12 protein-coding genes and 4 pseudogenes are annotated in these 17489 nt (G+C 71.5%); 9 read left to right on the top strand and 7 right to left on the bottom strand.

Annotated elements, in window-relative coordinates:
* Positions 1-165 precede the first annotated feature (165 nt).
* The gene (locus ACFZDK_RS26820) at positions 166-465 is read right to left on the bottom strand and encodes a CocE/NonD family hydrolase C-terminal non-catalytic domain-containing protein (protein ID WP_390976509.1); all 300 of its coding nucleotides are present in this window, start codon (positions 463-465) and stop codon (positions 166-168) included.
* Positions 445-874 (bottom strand): annotated as a pseudogene (locus ACFZDK_RS26815) (alpha/beta fold hydrolase); the annotation flags it as partial. The gene ACFZDK_RS26820 and the pseudogene ACFZDK_RS26815, both read right to left, overlap by 21 nt.
* Here ACFZDK_RS26815 and ACFZDK_RS26810 point away from each other — a divergent pair.
* Positions 842-2370: pseudogene (locus ACFZDK_RS26810) on the top strand (FGGY-family carbohydrate kinase). The pseudogenes ACFZDK_RS26815 and ACFZDK_RS26810 overlap by 33 nt on opposite strands.
* 139 nt (positions 2371-2509) lie before the next feature.
* Complete coding sequence (locus tag ACFZDK_RS26805; RefSeq protein ID WP_390976239.1) at positions 2510-2656, top strand: hypothetical protein; 147 nt, start codon at positions 2510-2512, stop codon at positions 2654-2656.
* A 361-nt stretch (positions 2657-3017) separates the two neighbouring features.
* On the opposite strand, the gene ACFZDK_RS26800 is transcribed toward ACFZDK_RS26805, so the two are convergent.
* Positions 3018-3827: a PaaX family transcriptional regulator C-terminal domain-containing protein gene (locus tag ACFZDK_RS26800; protein ID WP_390976238.1), complete on the bottom strand. Its 810-nt coding sequence runs from the start codon at positions 3825-3827 to the stop codon at positions 3018-3020.
* Positions 3828-4011: 184 nt separating this feature from the next.
* Here ACFZDK_RS26800 and ACFZDK_RS26795 point away from each other — a divergent pair, with 184 nt between their 5' ends.
* The 7 genes and pseudogenes from ACFZDK_RS26795 to ACFZDK_RS26765 all read left to right on the top strand — a co-directional run bounded on the left by ACFZDK_RS26795 (position 4012) and on the right by ACFZDK_RS26765 (position 12645).
* Positions 4012-5535, top strand: a complete 1524-nt coding sequence (locus ACFZDK_RS26795; RefSeq protein WP_390976237.1) for an FAD-dependent monooxygenase — start codon at positions 4012-4014, stop codon at positions 5533-5535.
* A pseudogene (locus tag ACFZDK_RS26790) lies at positions 5532-7538 on the top strand (acetate--CoA ligase family protein); the annotation flags it as partial. The gene ACFZDK_RS26795 and the pseudogene ACFZDK_RS26790, both read left to right, overlap by 4 nt.
* A gap of 47 nt (positions 7539-7585) precedes the next feature.
* Positions 7586-9259 (top strand): AMP-binding protein, encoded by a 1674-nt coding sequence (locus ACFZDK_RS26785; protein WP_390976235.1) that lies wholly within the window; start codon positions 7586-7588, stop codon positions 9257-9259.
* The gene (locus tag ACFZDK_RS26780; protein ID WP_390976233.1) at positions 9249-10337 is read left to right on the top strand and encodes a cupin domain-containing protein; all 1089 of its coding nucleotides are present in this window, start codon (positions 9249-9251) and stop codon (positions 10335-10337) included. Before ACFZDK_RS26785 ends, ACFZDK_RS26780 begins: the two co-directional genes overlap by 11 nt.
* Positions 10334-11167, top strand: a complete 834-nt coding sequence (locus tag ACFZDK_RS26775) for a fumarylacetoacetate hydrolase family protein (protein ID WP_390976231.1) — start codon at positions 10334-10336, stop codon at positions 11165-11167. Before ACFZDK_RS26780 ends, ACFZDK_RS26775 begins: the two co-directional genes overlap by 4 nt.
* Positions 11164-11862 (top strand): maleylpyruvate isomerase family mycothiol-dependent enzyme, encoded by a 699-nt coding sequence (locus tag ACFZDK_RS26770; protein WP_390976229.1) that lies wholly within the window; start codon positions 11164-11166, stop codon positions 11860-11862. Before ACFZDK_RS26775 ends, ACFZDK_RS26770 begins: the two co-directional genes overlap by 4 nt.
* Before the next feature lie 54 nt (positions 11863-11916).
* A complete protein-coding gene (locus ACFZDK_RS26765) occupies positions 11917-12645 on the top strand; it encodes an alpha/beta fold hydrolase (RefSeq protein ID WP_390976227.1) in 729 nt (242 codons plus the stop codon).
* Positions 12646-13453: 808 nt separating this feature from the next.
* Here the strand turns inward: ACFZDK_RS26765 and ACFZDK_RS26760 are convergent.
* The 4 genes and pseudogenes from ACFZDK_RS26760 to ACFZDK_RS26745 form a co-directional block, all read right to left on the bottom strand.
* A complete protein-coding gene (locus ACFZDK_RS26760; protein WP_390976225.1) occupies positions 13454-14977 on the bottom strand; it encodes an aldehyde dehydrogenase family protein in 1524 nt (507 codons plus the stop codon).
* A 96-nt stretch (positions 14978-15073) separates the two neighbouring features.
* Complete coding sequence (locus ACFZDK_RS26755) at positions 15074-16366, bottom strand: GAF domain-containing protein (RefSeq protein WP_390976223.1); 1293 nt, start codon at positions 16364-16366, stop codon at positions 15074-15076.
* 83 nt (positions 16367-16449) lie between these two features.
* On the bottom strand, positions 16450-17058 hold the full coding sequence (locus ACFZDK_RS26750) for an N-acetylmuramoyl-L-alanine amidase (RefSeq protein WP_390976221.1): 609 nt from the start codon (positions 17056-17058) through the stop codon (positions 16450-16452).
* Positions 17059-17122: 64 nt separating this feature from the next.
* A pseudogene (locus tag ACFZDK_RS26745) lies at positions 17123-17476 on the bottom strand (acetamidase); the annotation flags it as partial.
* Positions 17477-17489 lie beyond the last annotated feature (13 nt).

Here is a 17489-nt window from a genome sequence, read left to right as displayed (position 1 = left end):
CGCGTCGCCCGACAGGTTGTCGACACGCGCTCCCTCTTGTCAGGCCGCAGCCACCACGGGCAGAACGAGGCAGGAGGGCCGGGCGGGGCCGTGGAAGACCTGCTGGTGAGCCACTCGGGCCGACATCGCGCTTTCCTCGGGCTCGCCCGTGTTGAGGTTGCGGTCTTAGCGCGGGAAGTTGCTGCAGGTGACCTGGAGCCGTATGCGGTGCCCTGCCCGGAACACGATGCTGGTCGACCACAGGTCCACGACGTGCTCGGCATGCTCCCCGGTGTCGCTCACCGCCCCACACGGCCGGTCACCTTGACGTCCTCGGTGAGCGGTTCGGTTGTGAAGACGAGGAAGTCCTCGCGCGCCTCCACGGCCGTCTGGTCGAGCGGACCAGGCCGGAAGTCGTCGGTCAGCAACAGGGCTCCGCCGGTGGTAGGCAATGGGTTCATGGGGTCGTAACTCATACGTGTTCACCGCGACGACCCGCCGGACCGCTCCGGGAGGTCGGCCGCGGTGGTCAGGGCGAGCACCGTCCCCATGGACTCGCCACCAACGTCACGTCGTGGAGGTCGAGTTCGGTGAGGAGCGCCTTGACGCCCGCGCGTATGGCCGGCCCGTCGTACGACGCCCCGGGGGCGATCTCGGAGTAGCCCATCCCCGGCAGAATTGAGGGCATACACGGTGTACCGGTCCGCGATCAGCGGAATGAGGTGGCGGAAGTGCTCGCCTGAGTGCGCACAGCGTGCAGCAGGACCAGAAGCGCGCCGCTGCCCGCCTTGAGGTAGCGCAGAGTTCCCTCGCCGTTGTGTCCCGCGCGCCGGGCGAGGGCGTGGCTGGTGGTCCCCGGAATGTGGATCGTGGGACGCGAGTCCTGGGCGGGCATGTCGCCGTCTCCCCTTGTGTAAGCGGCATCGACATCGGCACCTCCGGCTCCAAGGGCGTGCTCACCCGCCCCGACGGCGAGCTCGTCGCCCAGGCCGTGCGCGAACCCGCACCTCCAGCCCGCAGCCCGGCTGGGTGGAGCACGATGCCCAGGCCGTCTGGTGGCACGACTTCAGGGAACTGGCCGGCGAGTTGCTGGCCCGCGCGCCGCACGGCGAGCGGCCCGCCTCGGTCGGGGTCAGTGGTATCGGCCCGTGTCTGCTGCCCACGGACGCCTCCGGCACCCCGTTGCGGCCGGCGATCCTGTACGGCGTCGACACCCGGGCCGGGGAGGAGATCGCCGAGCAGACCGCCCGTTACGGCGGCGAGGCGGTACTGGCTCGCTGCGGGTCACCGCTGACCAGCCAGGCCGTCGGCCCCAAACTCGCCTGGCTGCGCCGGCACGAGCCGGAGGTCTTCGCCCGCACCCGGCGCTGGTTCATGGCGAGCTCCTACCTCGCCCACCGGCTCACCGGCGCCTACGTCCTGGATCATCACTCCGCCAGCCAGTGCACGCCGCTGTACGACCTGCGCGAGCAGGCGTGGATCGAGGACCGGTGCGAGGAGGTCGCCCCCGGACTGGAGTGGCCGCGGCTGGTCCAGCCCGCCGAGGTGGTCGGAACCGTCACCGCGGGGGCCGCCGCCGAGACCGGACTGCCGGAAGGAATCCCGGTGGTCGCCGGCACGGTGGACGCCTGGGCGGAGGCCACCGGAGTCGGCGTGGGCAGTCCCGGGGACGTCATGCTGATGTACGGCACCACCATGTTCCTGGTGAACGTCACGGCCGGCGTGGTGAGCAGCCCGCAGCTGTGGGGCACCGCGGGCGCCTTCCCCGGCACGTACTGCCTGGCCGCCGGGATGGCCACTTCGGGAGCGGTCACCGGCTGGCTGCGCGACCTCACCGGAGCCTCGTACGAGACCCTGACGGCCGAGGCGGCCGAAGTGCCGCCCGGCGCGCAGGGCCTGCTGATGCTGCCGTACTTCGCCCGGGAGCGCACTCCGTTGTTCGACCCGGACGCCCGTGGCCTGCTCCACGGTCTGACGCTGCGTCATCAGCGCGGCCACCTCTACCGGGCCGTGCTGGAGGGCACCGCCTTCGGGGTACGGCACAACCTCGCCGCCATGGCCGCAGCGGGCGGCGACATCCGCCGGCTGGTCGCCGTGGGCGGCGCCCGCAGCCTGTGGACCCGGATCGTCTCCGACGTCACCGGCAGGCCGCAGGAGCTGCCGCGCCACACCATCGGCGCGGCGTACGGCGACACGGTCCTCGCCGCGCTGGGCGCGGGGCTGGCCGGCCCCGGCGACGTCGCCGGCTGGAACCCGGCCGTGGCCGTGGTGGAGCCCGACCCGGAGGCCGGTGCGGTCTACGACGAGCTCTACCGGCTCTACCTGGACCTCTACCCGGCGACCCGGGAGGCAGCGCACGCGCTGGCGGCCCGCCAGCGGGCGGACTCCTGACGGATTCGCCGGCCGTTCCTCCCTGCCCGCCCGTATGTGTCCCGGACTGCTCGCCGAGACCCACGAAATCGATTTCTCATCCCACCACCTGCACCGTGGGGAGGTCCGCGATGACGCGGATGAACGCGGACGGCGCGACATGAGCGGCGCACCGCCCGCCCTGCTGCGAATGCGGGGCATCAGCAAGGAGCGGCGGCCCAGCAAGGAGGCAGCCGCTCCGAAGCCGGTCATGTACACAGCCGGGAAGCCCGCCTGCTCGACGGGGAGCGCGCTCATCGCGTCGTAGGCCCCCGGCGCGACCACGGGTCCGGAGCCGCGTGGCAGCTCCCGCAGCCGCCTCGGCCCGGTCCGGCCCGTCTTCAGCAGGCCGGGCATGTCAGCGCCTCCTCGTCGCCGGCTGCTCCTCCCGGATCACCACCCGCGTACCCACGGGCAGCGTGCCCGCACATATCGTCGGCGGGCGCCCCTCCTCTCCCTCGGCCCGCTGCGCAGGACGAGAATCGGCCCGCACGCAGACCGACTGGTGAGCGCCGCGTGCCCCGGGGCACGTCGAGCAGATCGGCATCGGCGGGGTCGATGAAGACCAGGAGGAGCGCGAGATCACGCTCGGGTCATGCGTCGAGAGCCGACGCAGCTGTCGTCGTGCCCTATGCGACGGGACGCGGGCCGGCCACCTCGTCGTAGTAGGTCTCGGCCGACGGGCCGAGGAGTTCGTGGGCCTCCAGGAACATCTCGTGCGCCTCGTGGCCCACCCAGCCCGCCGGGAGGAGTTCGGTCGGCAGGTCGGGGTCACGGAAGGGGAACTTGCGGTAGTCGTAGGTCAGCCGCATGCGCTCGACCATCGCCTCCTCGGGGCCGAGGTGTCCGGCCCGGTACGACGGCATCCGGCTGCGGTAGGTGCGCAGCAGTTCCCGGTAGTCCTCGTTGAGGGCGGCGAGATCCCAGCTGCGCGCCGCCATCTCGCGGTCGACGGGCAGGCCGCCGGACTGGCAGCGCAGGGTGTCCAGGCGGACGGCCGGCTCGTCCGCGAACTTCTCCCGGACCCGCTGGAGCCGGTCGTGCGGGGAGACGTACGTGGACGGGGCCAGGGGGCCGAAGCCCAGCCAGGCCAGCTCCTTGCGGATGCGGTCGCGTACGCCGCGCTCGCTCTCGGGGACCGAGTAGATGACCATGTACCAGTGCCGGTCCCAGTCGGACGGCGCCCGGTCGAAGATGCGTGAGCGGCCTTCGTCGAGGAGCTGGAGACTGCGCTTGTTGAGCGCGTAGAGCGTCTCCCTGCCCTCGCGTCGGACGTCGAACCAGCCCTCCTTGCGCAGGCGTGCGAGAACCACCCGCACCGTGCTCTCACCGACGCCGAAACAGCCCATCAGGGTGCTGAGGGTGCGCAGTCGGGCGGTGCCGCCGCGGTAGCGGACGTAGTCGCCGAACAGGTCGAAGACGATTGATCGAGGCTTCACGGAACCGACTATGTCACACGGACGGCCGTCGTAAGGATGAGTCGGCCTACCGAGGAAACCCCTGATTCTGCAGGTTGTGCGGGTGCGATGAAGCGCAACAAATTATTGACGTCCGTGTATCTGTTGACACAGGATGCGTCCGGGCCTGAGTCTGGGCTTGTTACTCGACGTGGAGGCGGAGGCCATGATTTCTCGGATCGCTTGCGTGGGAGGCGGCCCCGGCGGGCTGTTCTTCGCGGCGCTCATCAAGCAGGCCGATCCGTCGGTGGAGGTGACGGTCTTCGAGCGGAACCGTGCGGAGGACACCTTCGGCTTCGGCGTGGTGTTCTCGGACGCGACGCTGGCCGCCATCCACGCGGCGGACCCTGTGCTGCGCACGGCTCTCGCGGAGTACGGCCGGCACTGGGACGACATCGAGGTGCGGCTGAAGGGGCAGCGGATCCGGTGCGGCGGCAACGGCATGGCCGCCATCACCCGCAAGGACCTGCTCCAGCTGCTGCACCGGCGGGCCGAGGAGGTCGGGGTCGAGCTCCGGTTCAGCCACGAGGTCCCCGCGGATCCGGCGCAGCTGGCCGACTACGACCTGGTCGTGGCCGCCGACGGGGCGAACTCCCGGTTCCGTGACCGCCTCGCCGACGTGCTCGTGCCGGAGGTGGAGGTCGCGACCGCGAAGTTCATCTGGTTCGGCACGGACTATCTCTTCGACGGTCTGACCTTCGTGCACGAGCACGGCCCGCACGGCACGTTCGCCGTGCACGGATACCCGATCAGCGACAGCGTCAGTACCTTCATCGTCGAGACGGACGAGGAGTCCTGGCGGCGGGCGGGGCTCGACGAGTTCGACACCGCGCAGCCGCCGGGCCCGAGCGACGAGAAGACCAGGCAGTACCTGGAGAAGCTCTTCGCCGAGCAGATCGACGGGCGCCGACTGCTCGTCAACAACTCCCGCTGGGGCAACTTCCGCACCCGGCGCACCCGGCGCTGGCACAGCGGCAACGTCGTCCTGCTCGGCGACTCCGCGCACACCGCGCACTTCTCCGTCGGCTCCGGAACCAAGATGGCCATGGAGGACGCCGTCGCTCTCGCCGACAGCCTCCTCGCCCACCGGGACGACCTCGCGAGCGCCCTGGAGGCGTACGAGGCGGCGCGGCAGCCCTCGGTGGCGAAGATCCAGAACTCCGCCCGGCCGAGCCTGTCCTGGTGGGAGCACTTCGGGCGCTACCACGACGCGCTCGAACCGACCCAGTTCGCTTTTCACTTCATCTCCCGCAGCATCGGCAAGGAGCGGATCGCGCGCCGCGACCCGGAGTTCGTCGAGCAGGTCGTACAGGACTGGCGGGCGGCGCACGAAGGACGCGATCCCCTGGACACGCCCTTCAGGGAGTTCGGCCGACGCCGGCTGACCTCAAAGGAGCTCGCGGCGTTGCGCTCCGAGGGGGGCCTCTGGTTCACCGCACCGGAGGATGAAGCCCAACTGCCGCATATCTACCGTCAGTTGGCCGAGGCCTTGAGCGGGGACGCACCCCCGGATCTGGTCGCCGTCCAGGGCGGAACCCCGCTCACCCGGTCGCTGCTCGCCGAACAGGCCCGGCTGGTGCACGGTGTGCCCGCGCTGATCGTGGAGGACGTGGACGTGATGGACGACGACCGTGCAGAAACGTTGCTGCTGTCCGGGCGCGCCGACCTGGTCGCGGGGGAGCAGTCATGAGCACCGACCTGACGCCGATGTTCGCGCCCGAGGGCGTCGTCGTGATCGGCGCGTCACGGCGGAGCGGCAAGCTGGGCGCTGCCATGGCCCGTTCGCTGGCCCCCTTCCCCGGCGCCCGTGCCCTGGTCAACGCGCGGCGCCCGGAGCCCGACGAGGGCGTGTACGCCTCGGTCGCGGAAGCCGTCGCGCACACCGGGGGACGGCTCGACCTGGCCGTGCTCTGCGTACCGGCGGCGGGCTGCGCACAGGCACTGGCCGAGGCGGCCGCCGCGGGCTGCCGTGCGGCGCTGGTCTGCGCGGGCGGTTTCGGCGAGGCGGGCCCGGAGGGCGAGCAGTACGCGCAGGCATTGCGCCGCGTTGCCCAGGAGACGGGGATCCGCCTGCTCGGTCCCAACACCTCCGGTTTCTTCGCCCCGCACCTCGGACTGACGGCCAGCTTCGTGCCCGCGGCCGGGCAGCTGCCGGCCGGGGACATCGCGGTCGTCGCGGCCAGCGGCGGCGTCAACCACGCCCTCTCCTTCGACCTGGTCGCCGCCGGGAACGGGATCAGCCTCGGCATCGGCATCGGGGCAGGCCTCGACGTCAACGCCGCGGACGTCCTGGAACACCTCGCGGACGACGACCGTACGAAAGCCGTCGCGCTGCATCTCGAGACGGTGCCGGACGGGCCACGCCTGGTCGAGGCCGTACGGCTGGTGGCCGCCGTCAAGCCGGTCGTGGCGCTGGTCGTCGGCCGCAGCGACGTCGGTGACTTCGCCCGGTCGCACACCGGTGCGCTCGCCACCTCCTGGCGTACGACCCGTGCCGCGCTGCGGCAGGCCGGGGCGGTGGTCGTCGACGACGAACGGGAGATGGTGGACGCGCTCACCGCGCTCTCGCGCATCCAGCTGCGCCCCCACCCGGACCCGGGGCTCGCCATCGTGACCGCCCAGGCCGGGCCGGGGCTGTTGCTGGCGGATCGTGCGGGCAGCGACGGCATCCGGACTCCGGAGCTGGCCGAGGCCACGCAGCGCACGCTGAGCGAGCTGCTTCCCCCGCTCACCTACCAGCGCAACCCGGTCGACACCGGCCGGCCCGCCGAGACCTTCGCCCGTGTCCTCGACGCCACAGCTGCGGACCCGGCGGTGGACCTGCTCGCCGTCTACGCCCTGACCGAGCCCGACAGCGTCGACCTCGCCTCGGCCGCCCAGGACGCCGGCCTCGGCCCCCGGTCCCCGGCCGTGGTGGTCGTCGGCGGCCTGCCGGAGGATGTCGCCGAGCAGCGGGCGCGGCTGCACAAGGCGGGGATTCCGGCGCTGGCCGGACCGGCATCGGCCGCCAATGCCGTACGGGCTCTGGTGACGCATGCCCGGCAGCGGGCGGTGCGGCCCGAGGCGGCTTCGCAGGGTACGACCGCCTCCGTGCCCGCCGGCCCTCTGGACGAGGACGCCGCCAAGACCTTCCTCGCGGGGCTCGGCATCCGGACCCCGAAGCGCGTCGCCTGCGACACCCGCGCCGACGCCCACTACGCCCTGCGCCTGCTGGGCGGGCCGGTCGCGGTCAAGGTGCTCGACGCCTCGATCCTCCACAAGACGGAGGTCGGCGGAGTCCATCTGGGCGTGCGCACCCCCGAAGAGCTCGACGCGGCGCTGGACGCCATCGGCCCCGACCGCCGCTGTCTCGTGGAGGCGATGGCCCCGGCCGGCGTCGACCTCGTGCTCGGCGTACGGCGGGACCCCGTGTTCGGGCCGGTCGTCCTCGCCGGCCTCGGCGGTACGGCCGCCGAGGTGCTCGCCGACGTGGCGATCCGGCTCGCCCCGCTCTCCGCGGCCGAGGCCGCCGGGATGCCCGACGACCTGGCCGCCCGCGCCCTGCTCGACGGCTGGCGCGGCGGACCCGTGCTCGACCGCGCCGAGTTCGGGCGGGTCACCTCGGCGCTCGCCGCTGCTCTGGCCGCCAGCCCGGACACCGCAGAGATCGAGATCAACCCCCTGCGGCTCACCGCCGACGGGCTGATCGCCCTGGACGCCGTGGTCGTGCGCACGGCCGACCACACCCGAGGAGAACGACCATGCCAAGGCCGAGCAGCAACGGCGCTGTCCCCTGGCCCGCGGAGTACGCCGAGCGCTACACCGCGAAGGGTTACTGGGAGGGACACGCCGTCGGCGACCGGCTCCACGCCGCCGCCGACGCCACACCCCACGCGGTCGCACTCGTCGACGGCGACCGGCGACTGACGTACCGTCAACTGGCCGAGCGCGCCGACGCCGTGGCCCTGCGCCTGGCCGCGCTGGGGCTCCGTCCGGACGACCGGCTGGTGGTGCAACTGCCCAACACCGCCGAGTTCGTGATCCTGACCTACGCCTGTCTGCGCCTCGGCGTCATCCCGGTGATGGCACTGCCCGGGCACCGCAGACACGAGATCGGTCACCTCGTCGAGCACAGCGAGGCCGTGGCCGTCGCGGTGCCGGACTTCCTCAAGGGCCACGACCACCAGGCGATGGCGTTCGAGATCACCGAGGACTCGCCAACTCTCCAGCATGTTCTGGTACTTGGCGACAAGGTCGGCGACGGCGCAGTGGATCTACGGGAGTTGTGCGCCGCGCCGGGCACGCCGACGGACCGTGCGGCCGTGGACGCGTACCGGCCCGACAGCCGCTCTATCGCCGTCTTCCTGCTCTCCGGCGGCACCACCGGGCTGCCCAAGCTCATCGCCCGGACGCACGACGACTACGTCTACAACGCCCGCCGCAGCGCCGAGGTCTGCGCATTCGGGCCGGACACCGTGTACTTCGCCGCGTTGCCCCTCGGCCACAACTTCCCGCTCGCCTGCCCGGGTCTGCTGGGCGTGCTCTTGAACGGCGGGCGGGTGGTGCTGGGCTCGCCCAACCCGGAGAAGGCGTTCCCGATCGTCGAGCGCGAGGGTGTCACCGCTTCCGCCCTCGTCCCGGCCGTCGCCCAGCGCTGGCTGGACCACCACCGGGAACACCCCGGGAGCGACCTGAGCTCGCTGCGCCTCCTTCAGGTCGGCGGCTCCCGGCTCGCCGACCACGTCGCCCGCCGGGTCCGTCCCGAGCTGGGCTGCACGCTCCAGCAGGTGTTCGGGATGGCCGAGGGCCTGCTCAACTACACCCGCCTGGACGACCCCGAGGACATCATCTGTACGACCCAGGGGCGCCCCATGTGCGAGGACGACGAACTCCTCGTCGTCGACGAGCTGGGCGACCCGGTCCCCGACGGGACCCCGGGTGTTCTGCTCACCCGCGGCCCGTACACCCCACGCGGCTACTACCGCGCCGAGGAGCAGAACGCCCGCGCCTTCACCGAGGACGGCTGGTACCGCACCGGCGACATCGTGCGGTTGCTGCCCGACGGCAACCTGGTCGTCGAGGGCCGCGACAAGGACATGATCATCCGGGGCGGGGAGAACATCTCCGCCGAGGAGATAGAGAACTTCGCCTACCAGACCTCCGGCGTCGCCCGCGCAGCCGCCGTGGCGATGCCCGACGACCGACTCGGCGAGCGAGTCTGTCTCTACGTCGTGCCTGAGCCGGGGCACACGGTCGCCCTCGGCGACATCCACCACGTCATGGAGCGCGCCGGTGTCGCCCGCTTCAAGTTCCCGGACCGGCTGGTGACCGTCCCCGAACTCGCCGCCACCAAGGTCGGAAAGATCGACAAGAAAGCGCTGCGCGCCGACATCGCGTGCCGGATCGACGCCGAAGGAACCCCCGATGACCAGTGACTCTGTCATAGCCCCGGAGGAGACCGACCCCGAACTGCGGAAGCTGTACGACGGCTTCGCGGTGGCCGGGCTCATCCCCCTGTGGACCGAGATCGGCAACCTCATGCCGATGACCCCGCAGCCCGAGGCCGTCCCGCACGTCTGGCAGTGGGACACCCTGCTGCCGCTCGCCCGCCGGTCCGGAGATCTGGTGCCGGTCGGTCGCGGCGGTGAGCGCCGCGCCATCGCCCTCGCCAACCCCGGCCTGCCCGGACGGCCGTACGCGACTCCCAATCTCTGGGCGGCGATCCAGTACCTGGGCCCGCGCGAGGTCGCCCCCGCGCACCGCCACTCGCAGGGCGCCTTCCGGTTCATCCTGGAGGGCGAGGGTGTCTGGACGGTCGTCAACGGCGACGCGGTGGAGATGCGCCCCGGCGACCTCCTCCTCACCCCGTCGATGCACTGGCACGGTCACCACCACGTCGGCGAGGCGCCGATGGTCTGGCTGGACGGTCTCGACATCCCGCTCGTGCATCGCCTGGACGCCGGGTTCTTCGAGTTCGGCGAGGACGGGGTGTCCGACCGGTCGACCCCGGCCCGGTCGCGCAACGAGCGGCTGTGGGGCCACCCGGGCCTGCGTCCGATCGGGGCGCCGGACAGCCCCGACTCCCCACTCATGGCCTACCGTTGGGCCGCCACCGACGACGCCCTCACCGCCCAGCTGGAGCTGGCGGACGAGGGACAACCCGGTGTCATCGAGCCCGGCCACGCCGGCATCCGCTTCACCAACCCCGCCACCGGCCGCGACGCGCTCGCCAGCCTGCGCACCGAGATGCACCGCCTGCGCCCGCACACCGCCACCGCCACCCGCCGCACGGTGGGCTCCTCGGTCTGGCAGGTCTTCCGCGGCAGCGGCACCGTCACCCTCGACGACCGGGTGATCGAGGTGACCGACGGCGATCTGATCGCCGTCCCCTCCTGGTGCGCCCTGACCATTGCCGCGCACACACAGCTCGACCTCTTCACCTTCAGCGACGCGCCCCTCTACGAAGCGCTCCACCTCGCCCGCACCGAAACGACCGGGAGCACCCGCGCATGAAACTCGCCACCATCCGCACCGCCGACGGCACGGCGGCCGTCCGTCTCGACGGCGACCGGGCCGTGGAGACCGGTGCCCCCGACGTCGCCGCCCTGCTGCGCCGACCCGACTGGCGTACGTACGCGGCCGCGGCCGACGGTCCGGCGCACGAGGCGGCCGCACTCGACCTCGCCCCGGTCGTCACGACCCCGGCCAAGATCTTCTGCGTGGGCCACAACTACCGCACCCACATCGCGGAGATGGGCCGCGAGATGCCGTCGTACCCCGCTCTCTTCGGCAAGTTCGCCAACGTCCTGCTCGGCGCCCGCGACGACATCGTCCACCCGGGCGAGACGGGGGAGCTGGACTGGGAGGCCGAACTCGGTTTCGTCGTGGGCTCCCGGCTGCGCCGCCGGGCCACCAAGGAGGAGGCGGCGGCCGCGATCGCCGGCTACACCGTCGTCAACGACATCTCCATGCGGGACTGGCAGTGGCGTACCCCGCAGTGGCTGCAGGGCAAGGCGTGGGAGGCCAGCACCCCGGCCGGGCCCTGGCTGGTGACCGGTGACGAGGTCGGCGACGCGGCCGACCTGGAGATCCGCCTCGAGGTGGACGGTGAGGTCATGCAGCGCTCACGCACGTCCGATCTGCTCTTCACCCCGGCGGACATCGCCGCGTACCTCAGCACGTTCACGACGCTGGAGCCGGGCGACCTCGTTCTCACCGGTACACCGGGCGGCGTCGGCGCGGCCCGCGACCCGAAGGTGTTCCTGAAGCCCGGCCAGGTGGTACGGACCGTGGTCGAGGGCGTCGGTGAGTGCGTGAACGCCATCGTCGAGGACAAGCAGTGAAGGACCTGGACTGGGTGGAGGAGGGGCACCTCGCACTGCAGCGGGCGGTCGACACGCTACCCGCCCGTGCCACGGCCGAGCCCTCCGCCCTGCCGGGCTGGACCCGCGGCCACCTGCTCACCCACCTCTCCCGCAACGCCGACGCCCTGGTCAACCTGCTGACCTGGGCCCGCACCGGGATCCGTACGCCCATGTACGCCTCGCCGGACCAACGCGCCACGGACATCGAGGCGGGCGCCGGACGGCCCCTGGTCGAACAGCGGGAGGACGTACGGGAGTCCGCCGCCCGTTTCCGCAAGGCCGCCGAGGCACTGTCGGCCGATGACTGGTCGGCCACGGTTGTCAGCGGGCAGGGCCGCGAGATCCCGGCGTCGCAAGTGCCGTGGCTGCGGGCCCGCGAGGTGTGGATCCACCTGGTCGATCTGCACGCGGACGTCGGCATGGACGCGCTGCCGCCCGAGTTCGCCTGGGCCCTCGTACGCGATGTGGCCGGGTGGATGTCGGCCCGCCTCTCCCCGGGTGTCGGGGCCGAGCTGAGATCGGAGGGCCACGGCAGTGTCGCACTGGGCACGACGTCCCCCGGCGTCACTGCCACCGGACCGGCGTACGCCCTGGCCGCCTGGCTCATCGGCCGGAGCGGTACCGAGGAACTGCACGTCACGGGTGAACTCCCCAGCCTCCCGCGCTGGTTGTGAGCCACTTCTTTCCGCTTCTCTCCATTTCATTCCGCGCGATCAAAGGAGATCGATATGAGCGAGACCTTCGTCCTGGTGACCGGCGCCTGCCACGCCGGCTGGGCCTGGCGCCCCGTCGCCCGCGAGCTGAGAGCCGCCGGACACCAGGTGTACACCCCCACTCTGGCCGGACTGGGCGCCGAGGACGACCCGCGCGACGTCACTCTCACCGACTGCGTGAACAGCCTGGTGGACTACGTCGAACGCGCCGGCCTGGACGAGATCACGCTGGTCGGCCACAGTTGGGGCGGCTACGTCCTGACGGGCGCCGCGCCCCGGCTCGCTTCCCGCCTCAGGCGCCTTGTCTTCTGGAGCGCGTTCGTGCCGAACGACGGCGAGTCGCTGATCGACGCGTGCCCGCCGCACTACGGCGAGATGTTCCGCGCCGTGGCAGCCGCCTCCGGCAACAACTCGGTGACGTTCCCGTTCGAGGTGTTCCAGCAGGCCTTCATGCAGGACGCGGACGAGGAGGCGCAGCAAATCGTGCACTCCCTGCTCGTCCCGCAGCCGCTGGGTACCTTCACCGAGAAGCCGGACACGAGCGCCTTCTACGCTCTCGACATCCCCACCGCGTACGTCTTGTCCACCGAGGATCTCTCCCTCCCCGGCGAGTGGCACTGGGCCGAGCGCTTCCCCCAGCGCCTGAAGAACCCGCTGCTCATCGAGACGCCCGGCAGCCACGAGGCCCTCTTCACCCGCCCCGCCGAACTGGCCGACGCGTTCGTCCGGGCCTGCGCGGCATAGAGCGGCCTCATGGCGTGCCACGCCGAGAAGGGCACGCGACCCGCATCGGCCGTGTCAGGTCTCCGGTGTTGCTGGGGCCTGTCCGGCGTGGCATGCCCGAGACGCTGGGCATGCCACGCTGACCTGCGGCGTTGTCGTCAGTTGCCGACCCCCCACTCTCGGCTTCGCTCGCAAGGGGCCCCATCGCGTCGACGCCCTCCTCCGCCTTGCAGCCGGCCGCACCAGGGCGGCACCGATGACGCCGGGTACGGCGAGTGGGTAGAAGCTCCACCGGAACGCGGGTCCGGCCCCGGTGATCAGCCGGCGTCACCGGAAAGAGCCACAGCCGCTGGGGCGCCGCCGGGCTGAGAACAACCCAGTGGCACCCTGCTGCGTCAGTCGCTCGCCGTGCCGCGGACGAGGGAGGTGGCGACGAACTGTTCGAAGCGGACGATGAGCCCGCCGCGTACGACCTCGGCGGGGTCGAGCGCGTTCACCTCATATCGCCGCTGGGCGACCCCGACCTCGCCGCGGTCATGCTGCGGTCCCTACGGCAGACCCGTCACCGCAGGGCACGTACTGGCTGAACGACCAGGCCAACAGCCTGATCGAGGCATCCATGCAGCGATGGGAGGTGGAGCCGGGCGGCGCCGGACAGAATGAGTTAGCTGGCTCCTGGCCCGGAAATGCCCCGGAACAGCTGGTCAGGACTGGGATACCGGTGGGAGATATCGGGAGTCAGGCCATATTTCTTCTCGCGGCTTAGCTGAGCGACGAGAAGGGCGCCTGACCAGGCATTTTGCCTGGTCAGGCGCACTTTTCCCTGCCTCTAGAAGAAGCCCAGCTTGCGCGGCGAGTATGACACCAAAAGATTCTTCGTCTGCTGGTAGTGCTCCAGCATCATCTTGTGTGTCTCGCGGCCGATCCCGGACTGCTTGTAGCCGCCGAACGCCGCGTGTGCCGGGTAGGCGTGGTAGCAGTTCGTCCAGACGCGGCCCGCCTGGATGGCGCGGCCCGCGCGGTACGCGGTGTTGATGTCGCGGGTCCAGACACCCGCGCCGAGGCCGTACAGCGTGTCGTTGGCGATCTTGATCGCGTCGTCGAAGTCGTCGAAGGACGTCACCGAGACGACGGGGCCGAAGATCTCCTCCTGGAAGATCCGCATGCGGTTGCCGCCCTCGAAGATGGTCGGCTGGACGTAGTAGCCGCCCTTCAACTCGCCGTCGTGCTCGATGCGTTCGCCGCCGATGAGGACCTTCGCGCCCTCCTGCCGGCCGATGTCCAGGTAGGAGAGGATCTTCTCCAGCTGGTCGTTGGAGGCCTGCGCGCCGATCATCGTCTCCGTGTCGAGGGGGTGGCCCGGCTTGATCTGGCGGGTGCGGTCGACCGCCGCCGCCATGAACTCGGCGTAGTTGCCGCGCTGGACGAGGGCCCGGGACGGGCAGGTGCAGACCTCGCCCTGGTTGAGCGCGAACATCGTGAAGCCTTCGAGGGCCTTGTCGCGGAAGTCGTCGTCGTGCGCCCAGACGTCGTCGAAGAAGATGTTCGGGGACTTGCCGCCGAGTTCGAGGGTGACCGGCTTGATGTTCTCCGAGGCGTACTGCATGATCAGCCGCCCGGTGGTGGTCTCGCCGGTGAAGGCGACCTTCGCCACCCTGGGGCTGGACGCCAGCGGCTTGCCCGCCTCCACGCCGAAGCCGTTGACGATGTTCACCACACCCGGCGGCAGCAGGTCGGCGATCAGGCTCATCCAGTAGTGGATGGAGGCCGGGGTCTGCTCGGCCGGTTTGATGACGACCGCGTTCCCGGCGGCGAGGGCCGGTGCGAGCTTCCAGGTGGCCATCAGGATGGGGAAGTTCCAGGGGATGATCTGGGCCACGACCCCGAGCGGCTCGTGGAAGTGGTACGCCACCGTGTCGTCGTCGACCTCGCCCAGCGAACCCTCCTGCGCCCGGATCGCCCCCGCGAAGTAGCGGAAGTGGTCGATCGCCAGGGGGATGTCGGCGGCCAGCGTCTCGCGCACCGGCTTGCCGTTCTCCCAGCTCTCGGCGACCGCGAGCGGTTCGAGATAGGCCTCCATCCGGTCGGCGATCTTGAGGAGGATGTCGGAGCGCTCCGTCACCGAGGTACGGCCCCAGCCCGGCGCGGCCGCGTGCGCCGCGTCCAGCGCCCGCTCCACGTCCTCGGCGGTGCCCCGCGCGATCTCGGTGAACGGCTGCCCGTTCACCGGCGACGGGTTCTCGAAGTACTGCCCGCGGGCCGGCGGCACGTACTCGCCGCCGATGAAGTGGTCGTAGCGCGCCTGGTAGGAGACGATCGCGCCCTCGGTGCCGGGCGCCGCGTAACGAGTCATGCTGGCCTGCCTCCTTGCAGATGCGCTGCCCGCCGTTGGGCAGCTCCCGCAGCGGAGGCTAGGGACGGGGACGTTGCGCGTACGTTGCGCGGCAGGTCAGCGCCCCGGGACCGCCAACTCGGCCTCCAGTGCCGCCAACCGGCTGCGCACGACCGCCGTCGGCCGCAGCGCCGCGAGCGCCCGCCACACCGCGATGTCGTCCTCGCCCCAGGGCGCGTGCGCCCAGTCCGCCAGCAGGTCGGGGTCGTGGCCCGCGATCAGGGCGGCCCGCAGCCCGTCCGCCAGCCGCTGCCTGAGCCGTACGACCGCGGGCGCCTGCGAGCCCGGCAGCAGCGGCCCGGCGTAGGCGCCCAGGGCCGCCGTCACCGCGCCGGTCTCCAGCCGCCGCTCCACCACGGCCGCGTCGGACTCCACCGGAGCGGTCAGCCGGTACGGCCGGGAGGCGAGCAGCCCCGGGCCCAGCAGCCGCCGCAGCCGGGCCAGTTCGGCGCGCAGCGTCACCGGCGTCACCGACTCGTCCTCGTACAGCGCGCACAGCAACTCGTCGCCGGTCAGCCCCTCTGGGTGGCGGGACAGCAGCACCAGCAGCTCGCTGTGCCGGCGGCCGAGCCGGATCCGGCGCCCCTCCAGCCGGAGTTCGGCCTCGTCACGGCCGAGCGCCGTCAGCGCGGGCGCCTCGTCCGCGGGCGTCGGCGGATCCAGCAGCGCCAACTGCGATTCGGCGGCCCGTGCCACCGCCTGGACGAAGCCCAGGCTGTGTGGATGCGCCAGCCGGTCGCCGCCGGTGATGTCGACGGCACCCAGCACCCGCCCGGTGCGCGGATCGTGCACCGGCGCAGCCGCGCAAGTCCACGGCTGCACCCGGCGGATGAAGTGCTCCGCCGCGAACACCTGCACCGGCCGGTCCACGGCCACCGCGGTCCCCGGCGCGTTGGTGCCGACCGCGCTCTCCGACCAGCGCGCGCCCGGCACGAAGTTCATCCGGTCCGCCCGCCGCCGGGTCGCCGGATGCCCCTCCACCCACAGCAGCCTGCCGTTCGCGTCGCACACCGCCAGCAGATGCTCGCCGTCCGCCGCGAACGTGCCCATCAGCTCCCGGAACAGCGGCATCACCCTGGCCAGCGGATGCTCCGCCCGGTAGGTCCCGAGGTCGCCGTCCGTCAGCTCCACGCGCGCCGTGCCGTCCGGACCCACCCCGGCCCGCGCCGAACGCCGCCAGGACTCGGCCACCACCGACCGCACCGGGCGCGGCACGGTTCCCACGGTGGTGAACGTCTCGTACGCCCGGCGCAGCACCCGGACACGCTCGGCAGGGTCGGCCCCCGGCTCCAGGGCCACCCACTGATCGGTCAACTCGGCCTCCCCGGACGGCGATGCGGCTGGGGACATCGTCACTCGGGGTGTTCGCGCCGACAACCATTTCGACCACCCTCACTCCGACGTCCCCCTCCGACGTCCTCACTCCCGCGTCCTCACTTCGAGGAGGACAGGCCGACCAGGCTCATGTAGCGGACCCAGTCCCAGTGCTTTCCCGGATCGGTGTGATCGGTCCCCGGAACCTCGACATGGCCGATGATGTGGTCCCGGTTCTTGGGGATGCCGTATCTGTCGCAGATCGACGCCGTCAGCCGCGCCGACTCCTGGTACAGGGCGTCGGTGAAGTACTCCGGCTTGTCCACCCAGCCCTCGTGCTCGATGCCGACGCTGCGCGTGTTGTAGTCCCAGTTTCCCGCGTGCCAGGCGATGTCCGACTCTCGCACGCACTGCGCGACATGGCCGTCGGCCGAGCGCACCAGATAGTGCGCGGACACCCGCTTCCCGGGGTTCTGGAAGATGGCCAGCGTGCCCGCGTACGACTGCTGGGTGACATGGATGATCACACGGTCGATGGCGTACTCGTCGGGGCGCTGGGCCGGCGTGCGGTTGTCGGTGCTCGCCGCCTGCCACTCGGCCTGCGGATAGTCGACCACCCCGGTCTGCGCGCCGGCGCGGCTCTCCGGGAGCAGCACGTACGGGACGGCGGCGAGGGCCGCGCCCTTCAGAAGCAGTCGCCTGGTGGGGAGCGGTCGTGCCCGGTCCATGGAGGGGATGCCTTTCGGAAGCGTGCTCGAAGCACAGGGGAGTCATGGGGGTGAGGGGCGGCGGTCAGCGGCGCAGGGCCGCCGCCGTCTCGCGCAGCCGCGCATGCGATCCGCGGTAAGTCTCGCGCGCGGGCAGCCACTCCTTGCGGAGCTTGGCCACACACGTGTAATTGGTGTCGCACACGTTGGCCAACGGCGATTCCACCGTCTGCGTCGCGTACTGGTACGCGTCCAGTTCGCCGAACCCGTAGTCGCGCACCAGCCACTGCACCAGGTCGAGCTGCGATATCCGGAAGGCGTCCTCCAGGGGGCGCGCCGAGCCCGTCGAGATGATGTGCGTGTCCGACTCCAGCCGGGGCCACGGCGTGGCGATCCCCTTCAGCAGCTCGACGATCACCACGGTGTTCATCGCGCACTCGGAGACTGGAATC

This window comes from Streptomyces sp. NPDC007901 (assembly GCF_042959465.1).
GTDB lineage: Bacteria > Actinomycetota > Actinomycetes > Streptomycetales > Streptomycetaceae > Streptomyces.
Note: the sequence above shows the minus strand (reverse complement) of the source record. Positions and strands in the feature narration are given on the sequence as shown.

What these genes read in the sequence shown, in the direction of transcription:
- ACFZDK_RS26755 (WP_390976223.1), bottom strand. Translation starts at nt 16,366, where the DNA reads ATGTCCCCAGCCGCATCGCCGTCCGGGGAGGCCGAGTTGACCGATCAG.
- ACFZDK_RS26775 (WP_390976231.1), top strand. Translation starts at nt 10,334, where the DNA reads ATGAAACTCGCCACCATCCGCACCGCCGACGGCACGGCGGCCGTCCGT.
- ACFZDK_RS26805 (WP_390976239.1), top strand. Translation starts at nt 2,510, where the DNA reads ATGAGCGGCGCACCGCCCGCCCTGCTGCGAATGCGGGGCATCAGCAAG.
- ACFZDK_RS26765 (WP_390976227.1), top strand. Translation starts at nt 11,917, where the DNA reads ATGAGCGAGACCTTCGTCCTGGTGACCGGCGCCTGCCACGCCGGCTGG.
- ACFZDK_RS26760 (WP_390976225.1), bottom strand. Translation starts at nt 14,977, where the DNA reads ATGACTCGTTACGCGGCGCCCGGCACCGAGGGCGCGATCGTCTCCTAC.
- ACFZDK_RS26795 (WP_390976237.1), top strand. Translation starts at nt 4,012, where the DNA reads ATGATTTCTCGGATCGCTTGCGTGGGAGGCGGCCCCGGCGGGCTGTTC.
- ACFZDK_RS26750 (WP_390976221.1), bottom strand. Translation starts at nt 17,058, where the DNA reads ATGGACCGGGCACGACCGCTCCCCACCAGGCGACTGCTTCTGAAGGGC.
- ACFZDK_RS26780 (WP_390976233.1), top strand. Translation starts at nt 9,249, where the DNA reads ATGACCAGTGACTCTGTCATAGCCCCGGAGGAGACCGACCCCGAACTG.
- ACFZDK_RS26785 (WP_390976235.1), top strand. Translation starts at nt 7,586, where the DNA reads ATGCCAAGGCCGAGCAGCAACGGCGCTGTCCCCTGGCCCGCGGAGTAC.